Annotated in this window: 17 protein-coding genes; 10 read left to right on the top strand and 7 right to left on the bottom strand. The window is 28.3% G+C overall.

Translation table 11 applies throughout. From position 1 onward, the window contains the following. Window positions 1-135 precede the first annotated feature (135 nt). The 5 genes from PHEL85_RS00880 (at window position 136) to PHEL85_RS00860 (ending at window position 8050) form a co-directional block, all read left to right on the top strand. Window positions 136-5682: an immunoglobulin-like domain-containing protein gene (locus tag PHEL85_RS00880; protein ID WP_081965051.1), complete on the top strand. Its 5547-nt coding sequence runs from the start codon at window positions 136-138 to the stop codon at window positions 5680-5682. 277 nt (window positions 5683-5959) lie between these two features. After that, on the top strand, window positions 5960-6640 hold the full coding sequence (locus tag PHEL85_RS00875; RefSeq protein WP_036819850.1) for a tetratricopeptide repeat protein: 681 nt from the start codon (window positions 5960-5962) through the stop codon (window positions 6638-6640). After that, window positions 6641-7177: a YfiT family bacillithiol transferase gene (locus PHEL85_RS00870; RefSeq protein WP_036819847.1), complete on the top strand. Its 537-nt coding sequence runs from the start codon at window positions 6641-6643 to the stop codon at window positions 7175-7177. A gap of 66 nt (window positions 7178-7243) precedes the next feature. After that, window positions 7244-7708, top strand: a complete 465-nt coding sequence (locus PHEL85_RS00865) for a DUF962 domain-containing protein (protein ID WP_036819845.1) — start codon at window positions 7244-7246, stop codon at window positions 7706-7708. A gap of 3 nt (window positions 7709-7711) precedes the next feature. After that, complete coding sequence (locus PHEL85_RS00860; protein ID WP_036819842.1) at window positions 7712-8050, top strand: tRNA-binding protein; 339 nt, start codon at window positions 7712-7714, stop codon at window positions 8048-8050. On the opposite strand, the gene PHEL85_RS00855 is transcribed toward PHEL85_RS00860, so the two are convergent. The 5 genes from PHEL85_RS00855 to PHEL85_RS00840 form a co-directional block, all read right to left on the bottom strand. Continuing rightward, window positions 8047-8448 carry a hypothetical protein gene (locus PHEL85_RS00855; protein ID WP_036819839.1) on the bottom strand — a complete coding sequence of 134 codons (402 nt, stop codon included), beginning with the start codon at window positions 8446-8448 and terminating at the stop codon, window positions 8047-8049. The two genes, PHEL85_RS00860 and PHEL85_RS00855, sit on opposite strands and share 4 nt — an antisense overlap. Before the next feature lie 15 nt (window positions 8449-8463). After that, window positions 8464-8622 (bottom strand): YqaE/Pmp3 family membrane protein, encoded by a 159-nt coding sequence (locus PHEL85_RS17550; protein WP_076686390.1) that lies wholly within the window; start codon window positions 8620-8622, stop codon window positions 8464-8466. A 108-nt stretch (window positions 8623-8730) separates the two neighbouring features. Next, window positions 8731-9345, bottom strand: coding sequence for a LysE family translocator (locus tag PHEL85_RS00850; RefSeq protein WP_036819836.1), 615 nt, complete (start codon window positions 9343-9345; stop codon window positions 8731-8733). A 64-nt stretch (window positions 9346-9409) separates the two neighbouring features. Beyond that, window positions 9410-10381 (bottom strand): tetratricopeptide repeat protein, encoded by a 972-nt coding sequence (locus PHEL85_RS00845; RefSeq protein WP_156109059.1) that lies wholly within the window; start codon window positions 10379-10381, stop codon window positions 9410-9412. Window positions 10382-10490: 109 nt separating this feature from the next. Further along, window positions 10491-11525, bottom strand: a complete 1035-nt coding sequence (locus tag PHEL85_RS00840; RefSeq protein ID WP_036819831.1) for a quinone-dependent dihydroorotate dehydrogenase — start codon at window positions 11523-11525, stop codon at window positions 10491-10493. Between the two features lie 132 nt (window positions 11526-11657). Between PHEL85_RS00840 and PHEL85_RS00835 the strand changes: the two genes are divergently transcribed. Further along, window positions 11658-12497, top strand: coding sequence for a sterol desaturase family protein (locus tag PHEL85_RS00835; RefSeq protein WP_036819829.1), 840 nt, complete (start codon window positions 11658-11660; stop codon window positions 12495-12497). A gap of 4 nt (window positions 12498-12501) precedes the next feature. Here PHEL85_RS00835 and PHEL85_RS00830 read toward each other — a convergent pair whose 3' ends face one another. Then, window positions 12502-13575, bottom strand: coding sequence for a serine hydrolase domain-containing protein (locus PHEL85_RS00830; protein WP_052108406.1), 1074 nt, complete (start codon window positions 13573-13575; stop codon window positions 12502-12504). After that, window positions 13575-14834 carry an exo-beta-N-acetylmuramidase NamZ domain-containing protein gene (locus PHEL85_RS00825; RefSeq protein WP_036819827.1) on the bottom strand — a complete coding sequence of 420 codons (1260 nt, stop codon included), beginning with the start codon at window positions 14832-14834 and terminating at the stop codon, window positions 13575-13577. Before PHEL85_RS00825 ends, PHEL85_RS00830 begins: the two co-directional genes overlap by 1 nt. Window positions 14835-14838: 4 nt before the next feature. Here PHEL85_RS00825 and PHEL85_RS00820 point away from each other — a divergent pair, with 4 nt between their 5' ends. The 4 genes from PHEL85_RS00820 (at window position 14839) to PHEL85_RS00805 (ending at window position 25484) form a co-directional block, all read left to right on the top strand. Continuing rightward, entirely contained in the window at window positions 14839-16074 is a 1236-nt protein-coding gene (locus PHEL85_RS00820) for an ABC transporter permease (protein WP_036822907.1), read from the top strand. 434 nt (window positions 16075-16508) lie between these two features. Further along, a complete protein-coding gene (locus PHEL85_RS00815; RefSeq protein ID WP_036819824.1) occupies window positions 16509-17888 on the top strand; it encodes a sugar porter family MFS transporter in 1380 nt (459 codons plus the stop codon). Window positions 17889-17932: 44 nt separating this feature from the next. Then, window positions 17933-22087, top strand: coding sequence for a hybrid sensor histidine kinase/response regulator transcription factor (locus PHEL85_RS00810; RefSeq protein ID WP_036819820.1), 4155 nt, complete (start codon window positions 17933-17935; stop codon window positions 22085-22087). Window positions 22088-22523: 436 nt separating this feature from the next. Next, complete coding sequence (locus PHEL85_RS00805) at window positions 22524-25484, top strand: SusC/RagA family TonB-linked outer membrane protein (RefSeq protein WP_052108405.1); 2961 nt, start codon at window positions 22524-22526, stop codon at window positions 25482-25484. Window positions 25485-25506 lie beyond the last annotated feature (22 nt).

The following is a 25506-nucleotide window of genomic DNA, read 5'->3' as shown; positions in this document are numbered from 1 at the left end:
TAATTTCCTGATTTAAATCAGACATTTTATTATTTAATCTCAATATATCTAAAATGCGAACTGCTTATTGGATTCCATATTTTTAATTAAGCTTACTAACTAATCAACAAAATAATTTAACCAAAATTCATTACAATGAAAAAAACATTACTTTCTAAACTGGTAAAGTACTTTTTAACTTTATTCTTTTTATCATTTATCTATACAATGTCCTCTCAGGTAACAATTTCCCCATGGAAAATGAACAACGGAAATGGAATTATACCTTTTAATGTTAGTTATAACGGAGAACCAACAGCGTATTCACAAATGAATATTCCTGCTCCTGCAGATAATAATTGGGTAAATGCACCTGTAGATTCAAATGGAGCAATTAACTTTTCAGTACCTTCTATTTTAACGCAATGTTTAACACAAATAGATTTCACTTATTTTGAAACATATTTAAATATTCCTACAAATTTTAATGTTTCTGATTTAAATATAAGTTTTACTGCTGCAGATGATGGTGCTAGAGCATATATTTTTAATTCAGCACACCCTAATGGAGCTTTTATTGGTCAAATAGTGTTTGGCCAAGCACCAATAACTGCAAATTATGCAAGTTTGGCTGTTCCTGATGAAATAAATAGATTAGTAATAGCACAATTTGACAGTTGTCCTTCTGGAAACAATTTAACAGGTGCACAAGTTAAAGTAAATGGTCAAACTGCTGTAATTAACATTGGTGGTTGTGCACAATCAAATTTCTTTTGGTCAGATGCTCCAAGTACAAGCTTTTTTAGTAAAGAAACAACAGGAACAATTAATGGAATTGGGTATACGTATACTTCTTCAGAATTTATACAAACAACCTCAAGTTTATATAGCCATGCAACTTTTCCTACAACATATAATGTACCAAATAATAACCCAACTATTAAAAATATAAGTTCGAGTTCAAATACTTTAACATTTAACAGCCCAATGACAAACCCTGTATTAGTATTTGCTTCTATAGGGAATGGCGGTCAATCAGTACCTATTCAATTTAATAATGATATTGAAGTTTTATGGTCCACAGGTATAACAATTGATTCATCTACTCAAATTACTGGTACTGAAGGTTATGCTATTGTTAGAATGAATGGTGTTTTTTCTAGTATTTCTTTTGATTATTTAGCTGATGAAAATTGGGTGAATTTTGCTTTTGGAGCCGATTTTACTACATATTCTCCAGACATAGAAGCACCAATATTAACTTTAAATGGTAATACTACAGATACTATAAACGCTTTTACAACCTATACATATCCTAGTGCAACTGCAACAGATAATTGCGATAATAATCCTGCAGTTTTAGTTTCAGGTACAGTAGACACAAATACTATTGGTAGTTACACATTAACATATACAGCAGTTGATGCTTCAGGAAATACTTCTATCCCTATTACTAGAGTTGTTAATGTTGTAGACACTACTCCTCCAACAATTATAACTCAAGATATAACAATAAATTTAGACGCTAATGGTAATGCTATAATTACACCAACTCAAATAGATAATGGTTCTAATGATGCATCAGGTAGCATTACTTTAAGTTTAGACAAAACAAATTTCGATTGTAGTAACCTTGGTATTAATACTGTAAACTTAACAGTAACAGACACAAATGGAAACATTATTTCTGCACCTGCAAATGTTACTATTATAGATAATATTGCACCTGGTAATGGAAGTGGATCAGTTATTTTTACTGCTCCATCTACAATAATAAATAATGTACCAGAAGCGGCTAATTATGACATGGTATATCAATTAAATGTACCAAACACTGCTAGTTGGAACACACAAGACCAAGTGCCATATGCAGTTAATAATGTTGCTGGTCTTAATGGAGTTTCCTATAATCGAATTGCATATTATATCGAATTAGATAACAACTGGGTTTGGGTTTCTTTAGATGCATTTACAAATAATATGAATGAAATTGGCATACCTACAGAAGCAGTATTTACAGGTAATGTATCTAATTTAAATGTTTTCTCTAATGTACCAGGAATTACAAATGGAACAGAAATTACAACAGGAAATATTGAGTTTTGGTCAAATAGCTACGAGAAGAATAATTTAAATGGTATACCTGGTGCTAATAATAATACATATGATTTTGGAGATAACAATAATTACCCAACTGATTCTTACGGATCTTTTCAAATTCATAATTACGATCAAGGAGAAACTCTTTTTGGCTATAACAGATGGTCTATAGGTGACAATAGTGATATAGGAATTGGTAATGCACCTTATGGAAACCCAGATTGGACTTTCTTTAGTAACGCAGCAACATATTCCAATAAACAAATTTTTGTGTTTGTACAAAGTGAAAATCAAGGAAATATACTTACTAATGACATTACTATTCAATTAGATGAAAATGGAAATGCAACTATTAATGCTATAGATATTGATGGAGGAAATACAGACAATTGTGCAATAGCAAATCGTAGTTTAGACAAAGATACTTTCGATTGTTCTAATATTGGAACAAACGAAGTTCTATTTACAATTACAGATACCAGTGGAAACTCATCAACTGCAACTGCTATTGTTACTGTAAAAGATGTTATTGCACCAATTATTATAGGCAAGAATATTTCAGTTACATTAACATCTTCTGGTACTGTTTCAATACTACCTGAAGATGTTTTAGATAATGGTTCAGATAACTGCGGAACTATTACCTACACAATTAATCAAGATACATTTACTGTCGCAGACGCAAATAATAGTCCAGTAACTATTCAACTAACTGCAACTGATCAAAGTGAAAATTCAACTGTAGTTCCTGTTTTAGTAACTGTTATTGACCCAGTTCCAGTTGTAATAACACAAGATATTATTGTAAATTTAGATGAAAATGGAAACGCAACTATTTCTCCTCAACAAATAGATAATGGTTCTATTTCTGTTGTAGGTATTGAAAGCTTAGAACTAGACATTACTTCTTTTAATTGTGATAATATAGGTACGCCTATAACAGTAACTTTAACTGCAACAAGTACTTTAGGGAGCATAGCAAATGGCACTGCAATTGTTACTATTTTAGATACTTCCGTACCAAATGTAGTTACACAAAATATTATTGTTCAATTAGATGAAAATGGAAATGCATCAATTAGTCCAGAAATGATTGATAACGGTTCTAATGATAATTGTGGTATTCAAAATTTAAATTTAGATACTACAACATTCGATTGTTCAAACGTTGGAAACAATATTGTTACTTTAACAGTAACGGATAATAATGGTAATATTTCAACGCAAACTGCAACAGTAACAGTTCAAGATAACATTGCTCCTACTGCAATTGCACAAAACATTAACATTCAATTAGATGTTTTAGGTAATGCTTCAATCATACCTTCAGATGTTGATAATGGTTCTAATGATGCCTGTGGAGTTTCTTTAGCTTTAAATACAACTTCTTTTACGTGTGCAAACGTTGGTGATAACACTGTAACTTTAATAGTAACAGATAACAACAATAATGTTTCTAGTACAACTGCTACTGTAACTGTAATTGACAACATTGCACCTAATACAATTGCACAAGACATTACTGTTCAATTAGATGCATCTGGAAATGTTTCAATAACTCCAGAAGACATAGATAATGGCTCTTTTGACAATTGTACGTTTACTACTACTATAGATGTTAGTTCTTTTGATTGTTCTAATGTTAATGTAGAAAATGTTGTTACGTTAACTGTAAGAGACGCTAGCGGAAACACTACTTCTACAACAGCAAATGTAACTGTTCTAGATAGTGTATTACCAGATTTAATTACACAAAATATTAATGTTTATCTAGATGAAAACGGAAATACATCTATTGTACCTACTGATATAGATAATGGTTCTTCTGATGCTTGTGGAATTGAATCTCTTGTATTAGATATTACTTCATTTGATTGCGCTAATTTGGGTGACAACACTGTTACTTTGACGGTGACCGACGTTAACGGAAATGTAAATTCTCAGGAAGCTATTATTACTGTTATAGATAATATTGCCCCAATTGTAGGAACTCAAAGTATCTCTGTAACTCTAGATGCTACAGGAAGTGCTTCAATTACCCCAGAAGATGTTTTAATTTTAACTGAAGATGATGTAGAAAGAGGTAATAGCTGTATAGTTACTGATGCTGAAGAACATGCAATGTGTTTAGATGATTATATTAAAAACAGTAATGGTTATAATCAAAGAAGTAACTATAAGAAAGGGTGTAATAATAGTAAACATGGACATAAAAATGATGATGCTTTTTTCTCTTTTGATGCAAATCAAGGAACAATAATTAAAAACCTAGATGGATCAATGATCGTTACAGGTATGCTTGTAAATACAACTGATGCAAATGACAAATGGGAAGTTACCTTAAACTTAAACAATCCTAAAAACTGGAATGAATGGTCAGATTTAAAAAGAAAATATAATGGGTCTAAAAAAACCATCGGGTATAGTTATAAAGATTGGACTTATTATGAATTAGCTGATGGTAGTAAATTAACGGGTATTGGTTCAAACGCTGGTCTTGAAACTGAAATTTATCAAAAATACTCTTCGTATGGTTTCCAATTAGGAGAAAATGCAAATTTAGAAAATGGAAATTACGGATTAAGTGGATCTTTCTATTACACTAATAATAAAGGTAAAAAAGAAAAAGGAGAATTCAATTTCGATATATCAGATTGCCTACAATTACCTGTACCAGAAGGAACTGTAATAAGTAGCGATAATTGCTCTATAACAAGTACAGCTTTAGACATTAATACTTTTAATTGTGATAATTTAGGAGAAAACACAGTTCAAGTTTCTGTTAAAGATCAAAGTGGTAACACTACTACTGTACCTGTAATTGTATATGTTTTAGGAGAAACTCCAGTAATTTCTATTGATGAGTTTTACACAGTTAATGGACAAAAGAAAAACACTGTTTTCTTAGGATATCAAGAATACACATACTTAAAAACAGAAGTTAATGGAGGTTCTGATTTTACATACGAATGGACAGATCAAAATGGAACTGTAATTTCTACAGATAAACATCCTAAAGTATCTCCAGAAATCACATCAACGTATACTGTTGTTGTAACAAATTCTAACGGATGTCAAGCTACAGATTCTATAGAAGTTTGTGTTATAGATGCTAGAGATAAAGACAGACATGGTAGATTTAATGATAAAGTTATTATTTGTCATCATTCTCATAGTCATTCTCGCTCTTGTGGGCATAATTCTAATTCAAATACACATCAAAGTAATGATAAGTTAATCAGTGTTAGTAAAAATGCTGTAAAAGGACATTTAAAACATGGTGATGTATTAGGTGGTTGTGATGCTACTTGTGCAACAGAAGTTTATATTGAACCAGAATTGGTAACAGATGTAAATATTTATCCAAATCCTTCTACTGGATACTTTAGTGTAAAACTAGAAAACTTTGAGAATAAAGCAGAAATACTACTTTTTAATTTACACAGTAGACTTCTTCAACGTAGATATGTTAAAGATTGTAAAAGAGAGAACAGTGTAACAATGGGTGGTAGATGGTTAGATGAAGGTGTTTATGTTGTAAAAATTAAAACTGGCGGTGAAATTTTTACGGGTAGTGTAATTATTGAAAGAGGTAGACACTAATCAATTATAAACTTTTTGATAAACTGTAGGGGGTTTATCATTGCAAGAAAACAGGTTAAGAAATTTCTTAACCTGTTTTTGCTTTTTATAAAAAATAATATATAAAAATATTAAATTACTTAAATGGTAATTAATCTTTGATACTATCAGAATTTGCAATAAATAATAATTTAACTATAAAATTAAATTATAAAAAACTAATATTATTAATAAAATTCTGTAACAAATCCTATAAATTAGTCGTCTAAAATAGAGAATCATTTTAACTCACCAAACAATGAAAAAATTTCTATATCCATTATTTGTGCTTGTCTTATTAGCCGGTTGTACATCACAAAAAAACTCTGAAGAATTTATAAAATCTACTCAAGGACGTTATTTATTTAATGCCAATGAAGTAATTGAAATCTATTTTAAAGAAAAAACATTGCATGCAAAATGGCGTGGAAATGATGATATTGCATTATTAAAAGTAAGTGATAGCTCTTTTTACATGAAAGAACTGAATGAAAAAATGGTATTTGTAAGTCAACCAGAAATGCATATTGAGTTGGCGCCAAAAAGAGAACACGAAGGTGTAAAATATCATTTTAAACAAATGAAAAATGGAGAAAAAACGCCAAATGAATATTTTGAATTGAAAGAATTTGACAAAGCCCTAACTGCTTTTAAAACAATTAAAGAAAAAGATTCTTTGAGTCCAATTATAAGAGAAAACAGAATAAATAGATTAGGTTACAATTTTGTTAAAAAAAATAATTTTGACACAGCTATAGAAGTTTTTAAAATTAATGTAGCTTTATATCCTAATAGCTCTAATGTTTATGATAGTTTAGGTGAAGCTTACTTACTAAATAAAGATACTGTAAATGCAAAAGCTAACTTTAAAAAAGCATTGTCTATCAATCCAGAAAACAGAAGCGTTAAAAGGTTTATGAAGAAAATTACAAAAAAATAAATGACAATAGAAGAATTAAAATATCCAATAGGAAAATTTAATATTCCTGAAAAAATCACTAAAAAAAACATTGAAGATTGGATTTCACTCTTGGAAAGATTCCCTCAAGAATTAGAATTTTTAACAAGAGAATTATCTGAAAATCAATTAGACACTCCATATAGAGAAAATGGTTGGACAATAAGACAAGTTGTACATCATTGTTATGACAGTCATCATAATTCATATACACGTTTTAAATGGGCGTTAACAGAAGATAAACCGGTAATTAAAGCGTATTTTGAAGAGCGTTGGGCAGAATTACACGATTCTAAGTCTGCTCCTATCCTATTATCTATTGATGGTTTAAAAGCTTTGCATTCTAAATGGGTGTATTTATTAAGAGGTTTATCTGAAAAAGATTTAGAGAAATCTTTTATACATCCTTCTGGAAATGAAGAAGTAAGTTTGAAAGAAAACATAGGAATTTATGCTTGGCATTGTAGGCATCATTATCATCATATAGAGCAATTAATGATAAGAAAAGGTTGGAAATAAGAGTCTAAGAGCAATTTGGTTTTCTTTCTAAAAAATACTTACCTTTCAGTTTTAATTTTTATCTATATGAAAACTGCAAAAGAGTATTTTGATGAATACGCTGTAAGCCATCAAAATGAAACAAACCAAGCCATACACTATATTTGTGTTCCTCTAATATTTTTTAGTGTTATTGGTTTACTGATGAGTATACCAACTACGTATATAGAAAATACTTTAAACTTATCAAACCCATTATTAGAAAATTGGGCAGTAGTTGTTGGTCTTATTATTTCTGTTTTTTATCTAAAATTGGGATTTTGGTATTTTATTGAAATGTTGTTTGTTATACTTATTTCTATTTTTGGAAACCACCTAATAGGAAATCAAGTAAATCTTTTTTATACATCTATAATAATATTTGTTTTAGCGTGGATTGGTCAGTTTTACGGACATAAAGTAGAAGGAAAAAAACCATCTTTCTTAAAAGATTTAGAGTTTTTATTGATTGGTCCTTTATGGGTAATTCAAAAATTAGGAAAGAAAAAATAACCTATGAAAGAGGAAATAACTTTTGAGGACTTTTTAAAAATTGATATTAGAATAGGAACTATAATTGAAGTCAATGATTTTCCGAAAGCAATAAAGCCTGCTTATCAATTAAAAATTGATTTTGGTTCTTTAGGAATTAAAAAATCGAGTGCTCAAATTACTGACTTGTATTCTAAAGAAGAATTGTTAAACAAACAAGTTTCTGCAATTGTAAACTTTAAAGCAAGACAAATTGCTAATTTTAAAAGTGAAGTTTTAGTTTTAGGTGTTTATAATACTGATGGTAAAGTAGTTCTTTTACAAGCTTCTAAAGAAATAAAAAACGGAGAACAAGTAAGTTAATTTTTTATTTGATAATCTATAATTTTTATTTCCAATTCCTCTCTTGAACAATTATAGATTATCCATTTTTCTTTTATATTATTTTTATTTTTTAACCAAGTAATTGATAAAATATCATTTTCTATTTTCCAACTTCCTTTTTTGTAATTTTTAAATCTTAAATCAGACATCATACAAATTCTAGTATTTACAAAATGTCTAACAATTAACTTTTTATTTTCTAGAAATTGGTATCCTATATTTTTAATAGTTAGAGAATCTTCTTTTGATAGTATAAAATGATTTTTACTTAAATTAGATTTAAAAGACCAAACTCCAATTAAGTTTTCATTAATATTTTGAGAATTTAAATTAAAGGAGATGAAAAAAAGGAAAAACATCAACTTTAAATCTTTCATCTCTTATAACTTTAATTAATTCTTAGGATTATTTAAAATTACCAAAGCTCCAATTACACCAGGAATCCATCCACAAAGTGTAAGTAAAAAGATAATAAAGAAAGATCCACAACCTTTGTCTATAACAGAAAGTGGAGGAAAAATAATTGCAAATAATACTCTAAAAAAACTCATTTATATATTTAGTTGGTTACATATATAAGACGTTTAACAAGTAATTTTGTTACAAGAACTATTTTAAATTAGAAAAATTAATATCGTTTATAAAAAAAACGTTTGTTGCTATAACAAAATCATAATCGCAATTAAAACAAATACAATTATTTGTCCCCATTTTAGGTAAACACCAACTTTTAAGTTTTCTTTTAAATAGTTAGAAATACTTCCTGCTAAAACAGCAATAGAAGCAAAAACTAAAAAAGAAGTTAGAATAAAAACCCCTCCTAAAACATAAAACTGAACAACATTAGAAATTGAGTCAGAAAATAAAAACTGTGGAAAAAACGCTAGAAAAAAAATAGTTACTTTCGGATTTAAAACATTCATTATAAATCCTTTTTTGAATAATTTTAAAACTGATTCAGATTTATCAGTTTGATTAGACAATACTATTTTAGCATCACTTTTATAAACTTTAAATGCTAAATAAATTAAATAACTTGCTCCTAATAATTTAATGAAAAAGAAAATATTTTCGTTTTCTTTAATAATTGCAGAAACGCCAAAAGCTACTAAAGTTGTATGAATAATACAACCTGTCATTAAACCAAAAACAGTTGCTAAACCATACTTTTTACCGTTTACAATACTTTGTGTGAGTACAAAAATATTATCTGGCCCAGGAGAAATTGCTAAAATAGAAGTTGCTATTGCAAAAGAAAAAAGTGTTTCAATCATTCATTAAATAATATCAATAATTAAAGGTATTCTGTTTTATTTCCTTATGTTTTTTTGTAAACCACTATTTATTTAGTTTTTGATTAAATTCAGATATTATATTTTTAAATTCCGTTCCATAAATTAATTCAGCATTTTCGTAAGATTGATTTACACATAATTTAAGAAACTTTTTCTTGTCAAATAAAATCAAATAATCGATAAATGCTCCTGCAATAGGGTACAAAATTTGTTCTGAATATTTATCTCCATTAATCCACAATTCTTTAATATCAAAACTTTGGTTTTGGATTGCTTGTTTTGCATTTTCTAATCTATTTGTGTTGGATTGGTCAAAGTAAACCCCAATCCCTTCATTTATCAGCCTGTTTCTTTTGTTTCTTTTACTCAACCAAAAAGAGATATTATGAGCAATTTCGTGCCCTTTGGTTTGATTATCTCTATTATGAGAAATACAATATTTTGGTTTTGAAAAACCCAATGAAGTTTTTAATACTTTTAATGCTTCTTCATTAGATTTCCACACAAAAAAATCAATTTTTTTTGGCAATTCAGATTCAAAGAAAACATTAATACTAAAATACGCTTTTTGTCTTTCTTTTACATATTTCTTTATGTCTAAAATTGAATTTTCGTTTTGAAAATGAAAAATAATATGATCTGTTTCGAATCTTTTCCAATTTTTATAAACTTTATCGAAACCAAATAACAAAGCTAAACCTCTCAATTTTTTAGTTGAGTTTTTAGTTCCTCTGTATTTTAAAGAATTTATATAAAATTTTCGAGCTTTTTCAATCTCTCCAATTGCAAAATAAGATTCCATTAGTTCAATATTCGACCAAGCAAATTGCCATTCTTTTTCTGAATACTTTTTTGCATTTTCTAAATAAGGAATTGCATTTCGAAATTCATTAAGACTATTATATGCTTTTCCGATTCCCAAAAGTACGTCAAAATCATTTGGGCTAGATTCAATTACTTGTTTTCCTAATTCAATAACTTTTTCAAATTCCTTAATATTGAAAGCTTTTCTCATTTCAGTTTTTTGTGAAAAACTTGAAATACAAAATCCAATTAAAAATATTATTTGAAGTAAAAACTTATTCATAATGGTTTACAACTGCAAAATAAAAAATAAACAGTTGTTAAGATTGTTTTAAAATAGCTTTATTTATACGTTTTACTAAACCTGGTCCTTCGTAAATAAAACCAGTATACACTTGTACCAAATCTGCTCCAGCATTTATTTTATCTAAAGCATCTTGCTCAGAATGAATACCTCCTACTCCAATTATTGGAAATGATTTGTTAGATGTATCTGCTAAATATTTTATGACTTTCGTACTTTGATTTTTAACTGGCTGCCCACTAACACCACCATTACCAATTTCTTCTAAACGTTCTTTTGAAGCTTTTAAATTATCTCTATTTGTTGAGGTATTTGATGCAATTACACCATCAATTTTAGTTTCTGACACCAATTCTATAATTTCATCTAACTGAATATTATTTAAATCTGGAGCAATTTTTAATAAAATTGGTTTTTGTACTTTCTCTTCTGAGTTTAATTTCTGACAAGCAGAAATCAATTCAACTAAATAATCTTTATCATTTAATTTTGCATGACTTCCAACGTTTGGACAACTTACATTCAACACAAAATAATCTACGTAAGGATGTAATGCTTTAAAAACTTCACAATAATCTGCAGTATAATTTTCTGGTAAAGTTGATGTGTTTTTTCCAAGGTTTCCCCCAATAATAACTTTTCCTTTATTTTTCTTTAAATTTTCAATAGCAGCTTCTAATCCTTCATTATTAAACCCCATTCTATTAATAATTCCTTGATCGCTTTTTAAACGAAATAACCTTTTCTTTGGGTTTCCTGCTTGTCCTTTTGGAGTAACAGTTCCTATTTCTATAAAACCGAAACCAAAATTTGCCAATTCATTATACAAAACTGCATTTTTATCAAAACCGGCAGCTAAACCAACAGGATTTTTAAATGTAATTCCGAATAATGTTCTTTCTAAACGCTTGTCTTCAACCACATATAAACTTCTAAAAATTGAAGCTACAAAAGGGATTTTACACATTATTTTAACTAAAGAAAATGTAAAATGATGAATTTTTTCTGGATCGAATAAAAAGAAAATGGGTCTTACAATAGATTTGTACATAAGTTTCTAGAATTATTAAGTAGCTTATTTCTAGTATGCAAAATTACATATTTTAAGTCGATATCGCTCTAAAATAGGCTTCAAATTAAGAGTTCAACTATTTTCATTATTTTAGACAAAAATAAAATCAATTTGGAAACTATATTTAATTATTTCGAAACCATTCCTTCTGCACACAGAAGTTTAATTTTAGTAGGTGGAATTACATTTTTCTGGCTTTTAGAAGGTGCAATTCCATTATTTAAATTCGATTACAAAAAATGGAAACATGCTTTTCCTAATTTATTTTTTACAGCAACAACAATCGTAATCAATTTTGCGTTGGCTTTTTTATTACTAAAAACAGCAGATTGGGTACAAGCAAATAATTTTGGATTGATAAATTGGTTACCAGAAATGCCTTTATGGTTATATATGGTTTTAGGTGTTTTATTTCTAGATTTTTTTGGCGCTTATTTAGCACATTATGTAGAGCATAAAATTCCAACTTTATGGATGGTACATTTAGTACATCACTCAGATCATAAAGTAGATACAACAACTGCAAACAGACATCACCCTATAGAAAGTGTTATTCGGTTTTCTTTTACTTTATTAGGTGTTTTTGTGGTGGGTACACCTATTGCAATTGTTATGCTATATCAATCTATGTCTTTAATATTTACACAGTTTACACATGCAAATTTAAAGATTTCACCAAAGGTGGATACCTTTTTAAGTTACTTTATTGTGTCTCCAGATATGCACAAAATTCATCATCATTATCAGTTACCATATACAGATTCTAACTACGGAAATATTTTTTCTATTTGGGATCGACTTTTAGGAACCTACATGGAAATGGACAGAGAAAAAATTGTGTATGGAGTTGATACTTTTTTTGACGAAGAAAAAAACTCTTCTTTAAAAGAATTGCTAAAACAACCTTTTCAAGGATCTAGAAAGCCTACTAATTTGGAAGAGATAAATTAAAATCCTAATCTATAAAAACAGCTTCTAATTCTTTTATGTAATCTTTCATTTTTACACCAGATAGATTTGTTAATATAGTTATTACCATGTCTTTTTCAGGATAAATTAACAATTGAGATGTTGCACCAATTCCTCCTCCAGAATGACTGTATTTTATAACATCATTTTTAATTTTAGAAATAGCGATTCCAATTCCGTAGTTAGTATTTTTTCCTTCAGATGTTTTTTGTGGAGTTATTAACTCTTTTAATGAGTTTTCAGAAATTATTTTAGAATTTATAAACTCATTTCCAAATAAAATTAAATCTTCTGATGTAGATAAAAAACCTCCTCCAGCTGCTTTAAAAACATTATTTACAGTTGGTCCTTCTTTTACAGTTCCTTTTCTTTTTATATAAAATTTTGTTCTATTATAATTTTCTACATTAGATTTATCTAGAACTGTTTTATTCATTTTAAGAGGAGAAAAAATGTTGTTTCTCATATATTCAAAATAATCTTTTTCTGATGCATTCTGTATCACAACACTTAATAAATTCCAACCATAAGTACTATAATTAAATTTGGTTTGAGGTTTAAAAAGTAACGCTGAATTTTTAAAAACATCTAAACCTTCAACTATCGACATTTTTCTATTCAATAAAAATTCACTGCCTTTATAATGTCTAACTCCTGCTAAATGACCTCCAATCTGTCTTATTGTAAAATCATACTTTTTTCTAGGAAAATCAGGTACATAATCATATAAACTTGCATCAAAACTTAGTTTTTTATCATCAACTAAATTTGCTAAAGCAACTGCTGTTAAAGTTTTTGAAATACTTGCAATTCTAAATTGAGATTCACTTGGATTTACTTTTTTTCTATTTTCTAAATCTGCAAAACCAAAACCTTCAGACCAAATAAGCTTGCCTTTTTTTGATATAGATATAGACATTCCCGGAATTTTTTCTTTTTCAAAAAAAGATTTGGTTAATTTTTGTCCTTGATTGATCTTTTTTGAAAAATCAGAATCTTTAGTTTGACTTATTCCAAAATATGAAATCAATAAAACTATTACTAAAGTAAATTTTTTCATTATTTATAAATTAAATATTGTTCCCTAATCAATTTAAAAGCTTCCAAACCTTTCTGCCAAGTTTTTCTAATTTCTTTTGCGGAAAATCCCTGTTCTATTTGTTGTTGTAATTTTGTATTTCCTGCATGAATTGTAAATGTTTTTCCGAAGAACTTTTCTGTTTTTGGTGTTTTATTATAAGCATCAATTAACCATTCTAAGTTTATCGAACTTAATTTTTCTGTTTTACTTAAATCTACACCATAACAAAGTTTGCCTTTTTCTTTTGGATATTTAGAACCAAAATTCGGTTTTGGAGTATAATTAAAATCACTTTTCGTAAAAAATGACGCTCCATATCTTTGAAACTGAAACTCTGTTCCTCTTCCTGCATTAATAATAGTTCCTTCAAAAAAACCTAAACTTGGATATAAATTTATCGATTTATCATTTGGTAAATTTGGAGAAGGTCTAATGGTTAAACTGTACTCAGAATCATGTGTATAATTTTCTAAAGGAATCACTTTTAAATCACATTTAATTCCGTTTTTCAACCATTTTTCACCATTAATCATTTGTCCATATTCGCCAATTGTCATTCCATAAACTACAGGAACTGTATGTTTACCAACAAAACTTGTATGTTTTTTTTCTAAAATTGGTCCACCAACATAATGTCCATTTGGGTTAGGTCTGTCTAGAATTATAACCTGAATTCCGTTTTCTGCACAAGCTTCCATCACATAATGTAAGGTAGAAATATAAGTGTAAAAACGAACACCAACATCTTGTATATCAAAAACTACTACATCAATTCCTTCTAATTGTTTCGCAGAAGGTTTTTTATTTTTTCCGTACAAAGAAACAATAGGTAAACCTGTTTTGGTGTCAAAACCATCTTTTACCAATTCTGCAGCATCTGCTTTTCCTCTAAAACCATGTTCTGGAGAAAACACTTTTATAACATTAACATCTCTATAATTGTGCAAATAATCTACTAAATGATGCGTTACTTTTTTAGAACCCATAACATTTGGCGCAACTTCTGCTCTTTGTAAAACCGATAAAACAGAAGTTTGATTTGCAACAACAGCAACATTCTTCTCTTTTAATAAGTTTAAATACAAATTGGTTCTTTCTGCTCCTGTTTTTATTACAGTTACAGTTTTATCAATTTTTTGAATCGTTTTTTTAGGATTTTGAGCACAAGAAATCAGCTGAAAATTCAGCATTAGAAATAAGAATAAATATGTACTTTTGAAAGGTTTAAAATCAATCATCAATTTGAATTACGAGTTATTTATTGCAAAACGCATTATTGCTGGCAAAAAGTATAAAAATAGCATTTCATCGCCAATAATAAAAATTGCAATTACTGCAATTGCGTTAGGAATCATTATTATGTTAATTGCTGTAGCAACAGGCGCTGGATTGCAATATAAAATTCGCGATAAAATGGCTGGTTTTAAAGGCCATGTACAAATAATCAATTATGATGCCAATAATTCTGATGTTTCTACAGTTTCTATAAATAAAAACCAAGATTTTTATCCTGAATTTAAAAATATAGACGGCATTAAAAACATTCAGGTTTTTGCAAATAAAGCAGGAATTTTAAGAACCAAAACAGAATTTGAAGGTATTATTTTTAAAGGGGTTTCTACAGATTACGATTGGACTTTCTTTAAGGAATATTTAGTTGAAGGTAGCATCCCAAACTTAAGTTTACAAAGAACCAAAGAAGTATTATTATCACAAACAATAATGAATCGTTTACAACTAAAACTAAACGATACTATTTTAGCGACTTTTTTAAAAACGGCAACCAGTAAATTACCCTCAAACAGAAAATATACCATTGTAGGAATTTATAATTCTGGTTTTGCAGAATTCGATAAATCTATGATGATTGGAGATCTTAGAGAAGTACAAAACCTTAACAAATGGACAGAAAATGAGATTGGTGGTTTTGAAGTAATTCTTGATAGTTTTGATAATATTGAAGAAAAAGGGGAAGAAATTTACAGTAATATTGGCGCAACTTTAAACAGCAAAACCATTTTAGACAGTTACCCAACAGTATTTGAATGGATTCAGCTTTTTGATAACAATGTGTGGTTTATCATTGCTATTATGATTTTGGTTGCAGGTATAAATATGATTACTGCCCTACTCGTTTTAATTTTAGAACGTGTACAAATGATAGGTATTTTAAAAGCCTTAGGAAGTACAAATACAAGCATCCGTAAAATATTTTTATACAATGCTTCTTACCTTATTTTAAAAGGTCTTTTCTGGGGAAATATTATTGGTTTAACTATTATTTTTATTCAGCATTATTTTAAGATAATTACACTAAACCCAGAAACGTATTATGTAACAACAATGCCAGTTTACATTTCATTTACATATATTTTACTACTAAATATTGGCACATTAATTATGTCTTTTTTAATGCTCATTATTCCTTCTTACATTATCACAAAAATCAATCCATCTAAATCTATTAAGTTCGCTTAAAATTTAAATTTTAGCGTTCCCTAAAGGTCGCGCTTTACACTATATCTTTTTTAAGGCTTCGCTTCAGTATCTTCAACCAAAAAAAAACTTGGCTTCGATAACCTCAAAAAAGGATGCCGTTTCAATCGCTAACGCAGACATTCTATACGCTTAATGCATAACCAAAAGCTAGTAAATAATTTGCGTTAGCGATTGAATGGTTTGTTTGAGCTCTTTTTTGTTTTTTCAAAAAAAGCGAGTAATGAAAGCGCGACCTTTAGGGAACGCCCAAAAATAGGTTTTGTGAAAAATAAATTCAACCTCAACTATACTCCATTTTTTTCTTCATATTTATTAAAAAGCAACATTTCTACTAATAGATGTTTATTCTGTTGCATCACTTTTTATAGTGGAAGATTATCTTTATCCATTAATTTAAAAAAAACAATAGCAAAATGAACAACATTAGATTTCTAATTTTAATAACCTCTATTGCTGCTTTAGGTGGCTTACTTTTTGGCTACGATACAGGTGTTATAAATGGAGCTCAATTTTATTTAACTAAATACTTTCAATTAGATGCAGCAACAAAAGGTTGGGTTGTAGGTAGTGCTTTATTAGGTTGTTTATTAGGTGCAGTTATTGCGGGTCCTTTAAGTATTAAATTAGGTAGAAAAAGTTCATTAATTATTTCTGCTATTTTATTTTCATTATCAGCTTGGGGTTCTGGTTTGCCTAGTTTCTTAGAAGAATCGGTAACATTATTAGTTGTTTTTAGAATAATTGGTGGTTTAGGAATTGGAATTGCATCTATGAATGCGCCAATGTATATTGCAGAAATTGCACCTGCAGACAAAAGAGGAAAACTAGTTACTTATTATCAATTAGCGATAGTAATTGGTTTTTTTGCAGTTTTTCTAGTCACTTATTTTATTGGAAATAAGCTAACAGAATTGCAAAATGTAGAATTTGGTTGGAGACAAATGTTTTGGTCTGAATTAATACCAAGTGGACTGTTTTTGATTGCTTTATTTTTGGTTCCTAAAAGTCCGAGATGGCTTCTATTAAAAAACAAAGATATAGAAGCACTTGCTGTTTTAACTAAAATTCATGGTGAAGAAAATGCAAAAAGAGAAGTCGAAGAAATAAAAAACTCTTTAGTAAAAGAAATAAAAAAGGGAAAAGTTAATTATTTTTCTAAAAATATATTAATCATTATAATTATAGGATCTGTTTTTTCTTTACTGCAACAATTTACAGGTATAAATGCTGTGCTATATTATGGTGCAGATATTTTTGAAAAATCGTTAGGTTTTGGTAAAGGAGATATTTTAAAACAACAAGTTTTATTAGCTTTTGTAAATTTAGTGTTTACTTTGGTTGCCATGGTAACTGTAGATAAATTAGGCAGAAAACCACTTGTGTATATAGGTTCTGGTGGTATGTTGGTTGGTTTTTTACTTTTAGGATTTACAATTCAACAGCAAGCTATAGGTATTTTATCACTTTTAGGCGTTTTAATATTTATCGGTTCTTTTGCTTTATCTATGGGACCAGTTGTTTGGGTAGTTTTATCTGAAATGTTTCCTAATAGAATTAGAAGTGTAGCTATGTCTGTTGCTGTTGCTGTTCAATGGGCAGGAAATTATGTTGTTTCTCAATCTTTTCCTATGGTTACTGCTAGTGAAGCAAATAACAATAGTTTTTGGAATGGGTCTATGCCCTATTTTATTTTTTCTTTCTTTATTTTAATTATTATTGTATTTACTTATAAATTTATTCCAGAAACAAAAGGAAAATCTTTAGAAGAAATAGAATCTATTTGGAATAACTAGCTTAAAAATGTAATATTACAGTAAACTATTAAATTAATTTTTTTATGAAAAACCCTTTGGTTTTAATGCTTCTTTTTTTGTGTATAAATTTATATGCTCAAGATTCTTATAAAGAATATAATTTTGTAAATATTAAAGAAGGTATACCTAAAGTAGGTGTTTCTTGTATTATTCAAGATCATTATGGTTTTATTTGGATTGGAACAACTGGTACAGGAGTCTATAAATTTGATGGTATTGATTATACACCCTATAAAGTTAATTTTAAAAATACTAATTCACTTACTAATAACTTAGTACAATGTGCTTTTGTAGATAGTAAAAAAAGACTTTGGTTTGGTACAGAAGATGGGTTAAATCTGTACCTAAGGGATTTAGATACATTTAAAAAAGTAAAATTAAATACAGGTAGTATTATCAAAGACAATATTTTATCTATTGAAGAAGATTCTTTAGGTAATTTATTAATTGGTACTAGCAGAAGAGGTTTATATAAATTAAATATAAATACATTTAAAGTTGATAAATTTTTAAATAATTCAGACAAAGATCTAAGTGTTCGAAGCATTAAACATACTAAACAAGGTAAAACTTTTATTGGTACTAATCTTGGTCTTAAAGAAGTAGATTTCACCAATAACAAACTAATACACACAAGTTTATTTACAGACAAACAAAAAACGATAGATAAATCAATTGAAGTTTTATTTATAGATAATAAAGATAATTTGTGGGTTGGTTTTGAAAGAGATGAAGGCGTCTACAAATGTACTTTAACAAATGACAGAAATAATAATATTATAGATTTAAAAAAGTTTGATTTTACTTCTAAGAAAATAATGGAAATTATTCAGTTACCAGATAACACAATAATGATTGGTACAGAAAATGATGGACTTTTACATATTGATAAAAATGATGAAATTATTAAAAAATATGTTTCTAGTAAAACAGAAAAAAACAGCATTTTACACAATTCTATTTGGGAACTTTTCATAGATAAAAATGATAGAATTTGGATGGGTTATTTTAATAGTGGAATTGCTGTAAGTGATAAACTTTTTGATAAATTTAAGAATATAGAAAGTTTACCAAACAAAAATAATTCTCTAAATATTTCATCAGTAACTAGTGTTATAAAAGACAAAATAGGTGATTTATGGCTCTCTACAGATGGTGGTGGTATTGATGTTTACAATCCTAAAACATCCAAAATAACTCATATAAATAAGAAAAACAACACCCCATATTCTGGTCTTAACTCAGACTATATTGTCAATTTATTTATAGATTCAAAAAATAATTTATGGGCTGCAAGTTGGGATAACGGTATTTTTCTTTTAAAAAATAAATCAAAAAAGTTTATCAATTTTAATCAAACTAATACCGCATCAAAATTTAACTCAAATACAATTAGAAGTTTTTCAGAAGATTCGAAAGGTAATATTTGGATAGCTACTTATTTTGAAGGACTTTATTCCTATAATTTAAAAACTAGTAAATTTAAAAAACACGATTCTAAACAATTTCTTAAACATAAGTCTTTAAATAGTAAAATAATGAGAGTCTTTGTTTCTTCTGATGATACTATTTGGGTTGGTACAGCAGATGGTTTATTTAAAATAAAAGACTTAGGAAATGATGAATTTGAAATACTTGCTTTAGGTAAAAGGATGCAAAAAGAGTATGGTAATTTATCTGATGTAAATCATATTCTTTGTATTTATGAATCATCAAATAATGATATATGGATTGGTACAAGAGGTGCTGGTCTTTGCAGATATAATAAAAAAGAAGATTCTTTTACTTGGTTCAATAAATCTAAAGGCTTGGGCGAAGAAAATGTTTCTGCTATAATTGAAGATGATGATAATAATATTTGGGTTAGTGGTAATGCTGGATTGACTAAAATATCTTTGAAAGATAATAAGTACACAAATTATACATCTAGTGATGGTTTATTATCTAATGATTTTAATTTTGGAGCTGCATTAAAAGACGAAAATGGTACTCTTTATTTTGGAAATTATAAGGGGCTAGATTACTTTAATCCAAAAAAACTAGAAACCAATTCTACAATACCTTCATTACATTTAACAGATTTTAAATTGTTTAATGAAAAGGTAATACCAAAAGCAGAAGATTCTCCCTTAGAGAAAGTAATCTCAGAAACAGAAAGCATTCAATTATTACATAATCAATCTGTTTTTACAATTGAATATACAGGTTTAAATTATACAAGACCAGAAAAAAATAATTATGCCTATTATTTAGAAGGTTATGAAACTGCATGGAATTATGTAGGTCATAAAAGAAACGCTACTTATACAAATCTAGATCAAGGAAACTATGTTTTTAAACTAAAAGCATCTAATAATGATGGTGTTTGGAATGAAGTTCCGTTAGAGTTAAAAATTACAGTTCTTCCTCCTTGGTGGAAAACAAATTGGGCAATATTAATATATGTACTTGCATTTCTTTTTTGTGTTTATCTATTAAATAGCTTAACTCAAAAAAGAGTAAAAGAAAAAGAAATATTAAAAAACGAAAGATTACAACAAATACAAAATGATGAACTAAATAAAAAGAAACTCCAGTTTTTTACAAATATTTCTCATGAATTTAGAACTCCTTTAACCCTTATTATTAACCCTATTAAAGATATTATCAGAAATAAAGAACTGAACCTTCCTCAAAGTGTTAAAAATAAACATGCTATAATTTATAAAAATACAAACAGACTCTATAGATTGATTAATGAGTTAATGGATATTAGAAAATTAGAGCATAATAAGATGAAAATTAGAGCAAGTAAAATTAATTTAGTTGAATTCACTAAAAATATATCTTACTATTTTCAAGAAGAAACAAGCACAAAAAATATTTTATTAAGTGTAGATTCAGAATTACCTAATATAACTGTATGGGCAGATGAAAAAATGTTAGAAAAAATAATTTTCAATCTTTTATCTAATGCCATAAAAGCTACGCCAAAAGGAGGCGCTATTACTATTGAATTATTTTCTAATGATAAATTACATAAGTTACCTTTATTTAATTACCAAGAATCCGTAGAAGCAGTTGAAATTGTGATTTCTGATACTGGGTCTGGTTTAAATGAGAAAGAAGTAGAAAAAATATTTGAACGTTTTTACCAAGTAGAAGATCAAAACAAAACATATATAGGTGGAACAGGAATTGGCTTAGAAGTTGTAAAGAGTTTTGTTTATCTCCATAAAGGAGAAATTAAAGTAGAAAGTAAAGTTGGTTCTGGAACTACTTTTAAAATTTTATTACCTATTGGTAAAGATCATTATACAGAAAATGAGATTATTTATAAAAATGAGAAAGAAGAAAATATAAAAGAAAAATTTATATTAATAACCCCCAATGAAACGAAGGTTGAACCAACAGAAAGTAGTGTTTTTAATAAAACAAAGACAATTTTAATTGTTGAAGATAATGTAGAGTTAATAGATTATTTAAAAATAGAATTAAACCAAGAATATAAAGTTTTTACGGCATCAAATGGTAGTGAAGGAATTAAAATTGCTAAAGAAATATTACCAGACGCAATAATTACAGATGTTGTAATGCCTGAAATGGATGGTTTTGATTTTTGCAAGGCTATAAAAACAGATGCCTCAACTAGTCATATACCTTTACTTATGTTAACAGCCAGAACTACTATTGAAAATAGAATTGAAGGAATAGAAAATGGAGCTGATGCTTATATGGTAAAACCGTTTGATTTAAAATTATTGAAACTTCGCTTATCTCAATTAATTACAAGTAGACAATTAATTTTTGATAAATTTTTTGGTGCAATAAGTGGTGCTGAAGAAACAATAAACTCAAGCTCTATAGACAAAGAATTTATACAAAAACTATTAGACTATATAAATGATAATATTTCTGATTCTAATTTAAGCGTAGAAGAATTAGCTTCTCAATTAAAATTAAGTAGAAGTCAACTCTATAGAAAAATTAAAACAATAACAGGTCAAACTGTTAATGAATTTATCAGAAAAATTAGATTAGAAAGAGCAAAACAAATTCTAGATTCTGGTAGAGGTAATATTAGTGAAGCATGTTTTAGTGTTGGCTTTTCTTCTCCTTCTTATTTTTCTAAATGTTTTAAAGCACACTTTGGTAAATTACCATCAGAAATAGAAATTAAAAAAGAAAGCAAGCTTTAGCATTAAAAAAAACACAAACTTTTAATGCAAAGTTAAAGAACGCCAATTGCAAATTAATTAAGTTTTTAGATATAAGAAGCATTATAGAACAATTGTTGCGTTCAATGAATTAAATGTAGCATTAGTATTAAATAAAGGTTAAATAGCAACAATAGTTCTAAATTCTGTATTTTCTGTGTTAAAAAAGATGGTTTTGTTACTATACATTTGAAAAGTACAACAATGCCTATGAAGCAAAAAGACTTAAAAAAAAAATTATTATACGAAATATTATTAGTACTACTTATGTTAATACTGCTAGTACTAATAGGTAATAATATATAATTAATCTTTTATTTTATTTTGCATTGCTTACCAAACAAACATTTTTAATTAACCAATTTTATGTATGATGATAAAATTTAAAGTCGCAATTATTGCATGCCTAGTATTTTGTATGCAAAACGTCTATTCGCAGAATAAGACAATTACAGGTGTAGTTAATGACTCCTCAGGAAACACCTTGCCTGGAGTTTCAGTTATTATTAAAGGAACAAAAAAAGGTGTTACCACAGACTTTGATGGTAATTATTCTATTTCTAATGTTTCACCTAACAACGAGTTAGTTTTTTCTTATTTAGGAATGGCTTCTCAAACAATTTTAGTAGGTAACAAAACTAAAATAAACATTGTATTAAAAGATGATGCAAGCTCTTTAGATGAAATTGTGGTTATCGGTTACGGTAAAACTTCTAGACGTACAGTTACTGGAGCTATATCTTCAGTTAAATCAGAAGACATCACAAAAACACCTGTCGTATCTGTTGACCAAGCTTTACAAGGTAATGCTGCTGGTGTATCAGTTACAAATGCAGGTTCACCTGGTGCTAGTCCACAAGTGCAAATTCGTGGATTAGGTACTTTTGGAAATAGCCAACCTCTGTATGTTATTGATGGTGTTGTGTCGGGAGGTTTAAATGAAATAAACCCAAATGATATTGAAACAATGGACGTTTTAAAAGATGCATCCACAGCTGCTATTTATGGATCTAGAGCATCTAACGGTGTTGTAATGATTACAACCAAAAAAGGGAAAAGTGGAAAAACAAAATTAACTTTTGACTCTTATATCTCTACGCAATCTATAGCAAAAAAATTAGATTTATTAAATTCTAATCAATTTGAACAGTTTGCAAGTGAAACTTACGGATTACCTAATAGGTATACAACAGATAACGCAACAACTAAACTTAATACAGATTGGCAAGATGAAGTTTTTCAATCTGCAATTATGCATAATACAAATATAGGTGTTTCTGGTGGTAATGAAACAGCTGTTTTTAATATATCTGCGGGTTATTTAGAGCAAGATGGAATTATTATTGAAACAGGGTTTAAAAGAGCTTCTTTAAGAGCTAACAGTGAATTTAAATTAGGCGATAAATTTAAAATAGGAGAAACACTTTCTATTGCGGATTCACATAGAGACAATGAAGAAGAGAATGGAGATAGAAGTCTTGTAGAGCATTTAATAAAATCATTACCATATACATCTGTTTATGATGCTTCTAATCTAGGTGGTTATGGTGGTCCAGATACTACTCTAGATAATGGTTCTGATGCTGAAAACGCAGTAAGGTTACAGGAGTTACAAACAAATGTAACTGAAAACATGAAGATACTAGGTTCAGTATATGCTTCTTATGATATTCTTGATGGACTAAACTATAAATTTCAATATGGTTTCGATAGATCAACTACAGAAAATAACATATTTAGACCATCATTTAATGAAGGTGTAAATTTTCGTAATGCCGCAGATACACAGCAAGGAACTATTATTTTTAATTCAAATACATTTACAAATGCAATAAATTATTCAAAAACATTTAAGGATGTACATAATTTAGACGTACTATTAGTCGCTGAAAAATTTGAGACTACAGCTAATGTAAACTACTCACAGATAGACAATCCTTTATCAGATGCTATAGAAGTTGTTCAAGGGTTGGCTACAGTAAATAATGCACGTTATGAATACGGATTAATATCTTATGTAGCAAGGTTAAACTATAATTATGATAACAAATATATCTTTTCAGCTTCTATTCGTCGTGATGGTTCATCTCGTTTTGGAGCAAATAATAGATGGGGTACTTTCCCTGCAGTATCTTTAGGATGGGTTTTAAGTGAAGAAGACTTTCTTAAAAACTCTAACTCAATAACTAATTTAAAATTGAGAGCTTCTACTGGTCTTACAGGAAATGATGGAAACAATGATTATGTGTTTCAATCAGGTTTAATTACAGGGTATAATTACAGTGGTTTTTCTAATAACACAGGAGTTTCAAATTTTGGTACTTCAAACCCGGATTTAAAGTGGGAAGAAGCAAGACAAACTAATATTGGTATAGATTTAGGGATAAACAATGATTTTTCTTTATCTTTTGAATATTTTAATATTAATAATAAAGATATTATTGTACCAATTCCTAATGTTTCATCAGATGGTTTAGGAGCAAGATTTACTCAGCGTAATGGAGCAACTACTACAACTAATGGAATCGAACTTACTTTAGGGTATAACAAAACTGTAAATGAAGATTTTAGCTGGTCTGCTAATTTAAATTTTGGTTCATCTAAAAATGAAGTTACTAGTATTAGTAGCTTGTCATTTATTGAAAGTAATACTTTTGAAGGTGAAAGTTTATCAAGAATTACAGAAGGTGAGTCATTATTCTATTTTTACGGGTATGAAACAAATGGCTTATTTCAAGTTGGAGACGATACAAGCGCACAACCAAATGCTGCTCCTGGAGATATTCGTTTTGTAGATCAAGATAACAATGGTGTTATAAATAGTGATGATAATGTTAAAATTGGAGATCCTTTTCCAGATTTCACATACGGTTTAAACCTATCAGCTAATTACAAACAATTTGATGCTTCTTTATTTTTTAATGGAGTAAGCGGAAATGACATTTATAACACAACTAAGTATGATTTAGAAGGGATGACACGTTTATTTAACGCAGGAACTGCTGTTTTGAATAGATGGACAACTACAAACACAAACACAAATGTGCCTCGATATACTGCAGCTCATTCAGATAATGTAAACCGTTCAGATCGTTTTGTAGAAGATGGTTCTTATGCTAAACTTAGAAATTTAACAATTGGATATAGCCTTGATGATTCTAGTTTAGGAAGCATAACTAAAGGAACATTTTCTAAATTTAGATTGTACTTAACAGGACAAAATTTATTTACAATTACTAATTATTCTGGATATGATCCTGAAATTGGAGGAAGTACAGTAAGCCCTGGTCAATTATCTTCAGCAGGAGGTATTGGAATTGATAGAGGTACTTATCCTCAACCGAGATCAATCATTTTAGGTGTACAATTAGCATTTTAATTTTATTTAAAACATTATAAAA

Origin of the sequence: Polaribacter sp. Hel1_85 (genome assembly GCF_000766795.1) — a bacterium.
Classification (GTDB): Bacteria; Bacteroidota; Bacteroidia; order Flavobacteriales; family Flavobacteriaceae; genus Polaribacter.
The sequence above is the reverse complement of the archived record's forward strand: the minus strand, read 5'-3'. Positions and strand labels throughout refer to the sequence as shown.

Excerpts from the sequence above, each read along its gene's own strand:
- PHEL85_RS00865 (WP_036819845.1), top strand. The coding sequence starts at position 7,244 with ATGAAAACTGCAAAAGAGTATTTTGATGAATACGCTGTAAGCCATCAA.
- PHEL85_RS00870 (WP_036819847.1), top strand. The coding sequence starts at position 6,641 with ATGACAATAGAAGAATTAAAATATCCAATAGGAAAATTTAATATTCCT.
- PHEL85_RS00875 (WP_036819850.1), top strand. The coding sequence starts at position 5,960 with ATGAAAAAATTTCTATATCCATTATTTGTGCTTGTCTTATTAGCCGGT.
- PHEL85_RS00880 (WP_081965051.1), top strand. The coding sequence starts at position 136 with ATGAAAAAAACATTACTTTCTAAACTGGTAAAGTACTTTTTAACTTTA.
- PHEL85_RS17550 (WP_076686390.1), bottom strand. The coding sequence starts at position 8,622 with ATGAGTTTTTTTAGAGTATTATTTGCAATTATTTTTCCTCCACTTTCT.
- PHEL85_RS00830 (WP_052108406.1), bottom strand. The coding sequence starts at position 13,575 with ATGAAAAAATTTACTTTAGTAATAGTTTTATTGATTTCATATTTTGGA.
- PHEL85_RS00845 (WP_156109059.1), bottom strand. The coding sequence starts at position 10,381 with ATGAGAAAAGCTTTCAATATTAAGGAATTTGAAAAAGTTATTGAATTA.
- PHEL85_RS00840 (WP_036819831.1), bottom strand. The coding sequence starts at position 11,525 with ATGTACAAATCTATTGTAAGACCCATTTTCTTTTTATTCGATCCAGAA.
- PHEL85_RS00850 (WP_036819836.1), bottom strand. The coding sequence starts at position 9,345 with ATGATTGAAACACTTTTTTCTTTTGCAATAGCAACTTCTATTTTAGCA.
- PHEL85_RS00825 (WP_036819827.1), bottom strand. The coding sequence starts at position 14,834 with ATGATTGATTTTAAACCTTTCAAAAGTACATATTTATTCTTATTTCTA.
- PHEL85_RS00815 (WP_036819824.1), top strand. The coding sequence starts at position 16,509 with ATGAACAACATTAGATTTCTAATTTTAATAACCTCTATTGCTGCTTTA.
- PHEL85_RS00860 (WP_036819842.1), top strand. The coding sequence starts at position 7,712 with ATGAAAGAGGAAATAACTTTTGAGGACTTTTTAAAAATTGATATTAGA.
- PHEL85_RS00805 (WP_052108405.1), top strand. The coding sequence starts at position 22,524 with ATGCAAAACGTCTATTCGCAGAATAAGACAATTACAGGTGTAGTTAAT.
- PHEL85_RS00810 (WP_036819820.1), top strand. The coding sequence starts at position 17,933 with ATGAAAAACCCTTTGGTTTTAATGCTTCTTTTTTTGTGTATAAATTTA.
- PHEL85_RS00855 (WP_036819839.1), bottom strand. The coding sequence starts at position 8,448 with ATGAAAGATTTAAAGTTGATGTTTTTCCTTTTTTTCATCTCCTTTAAT.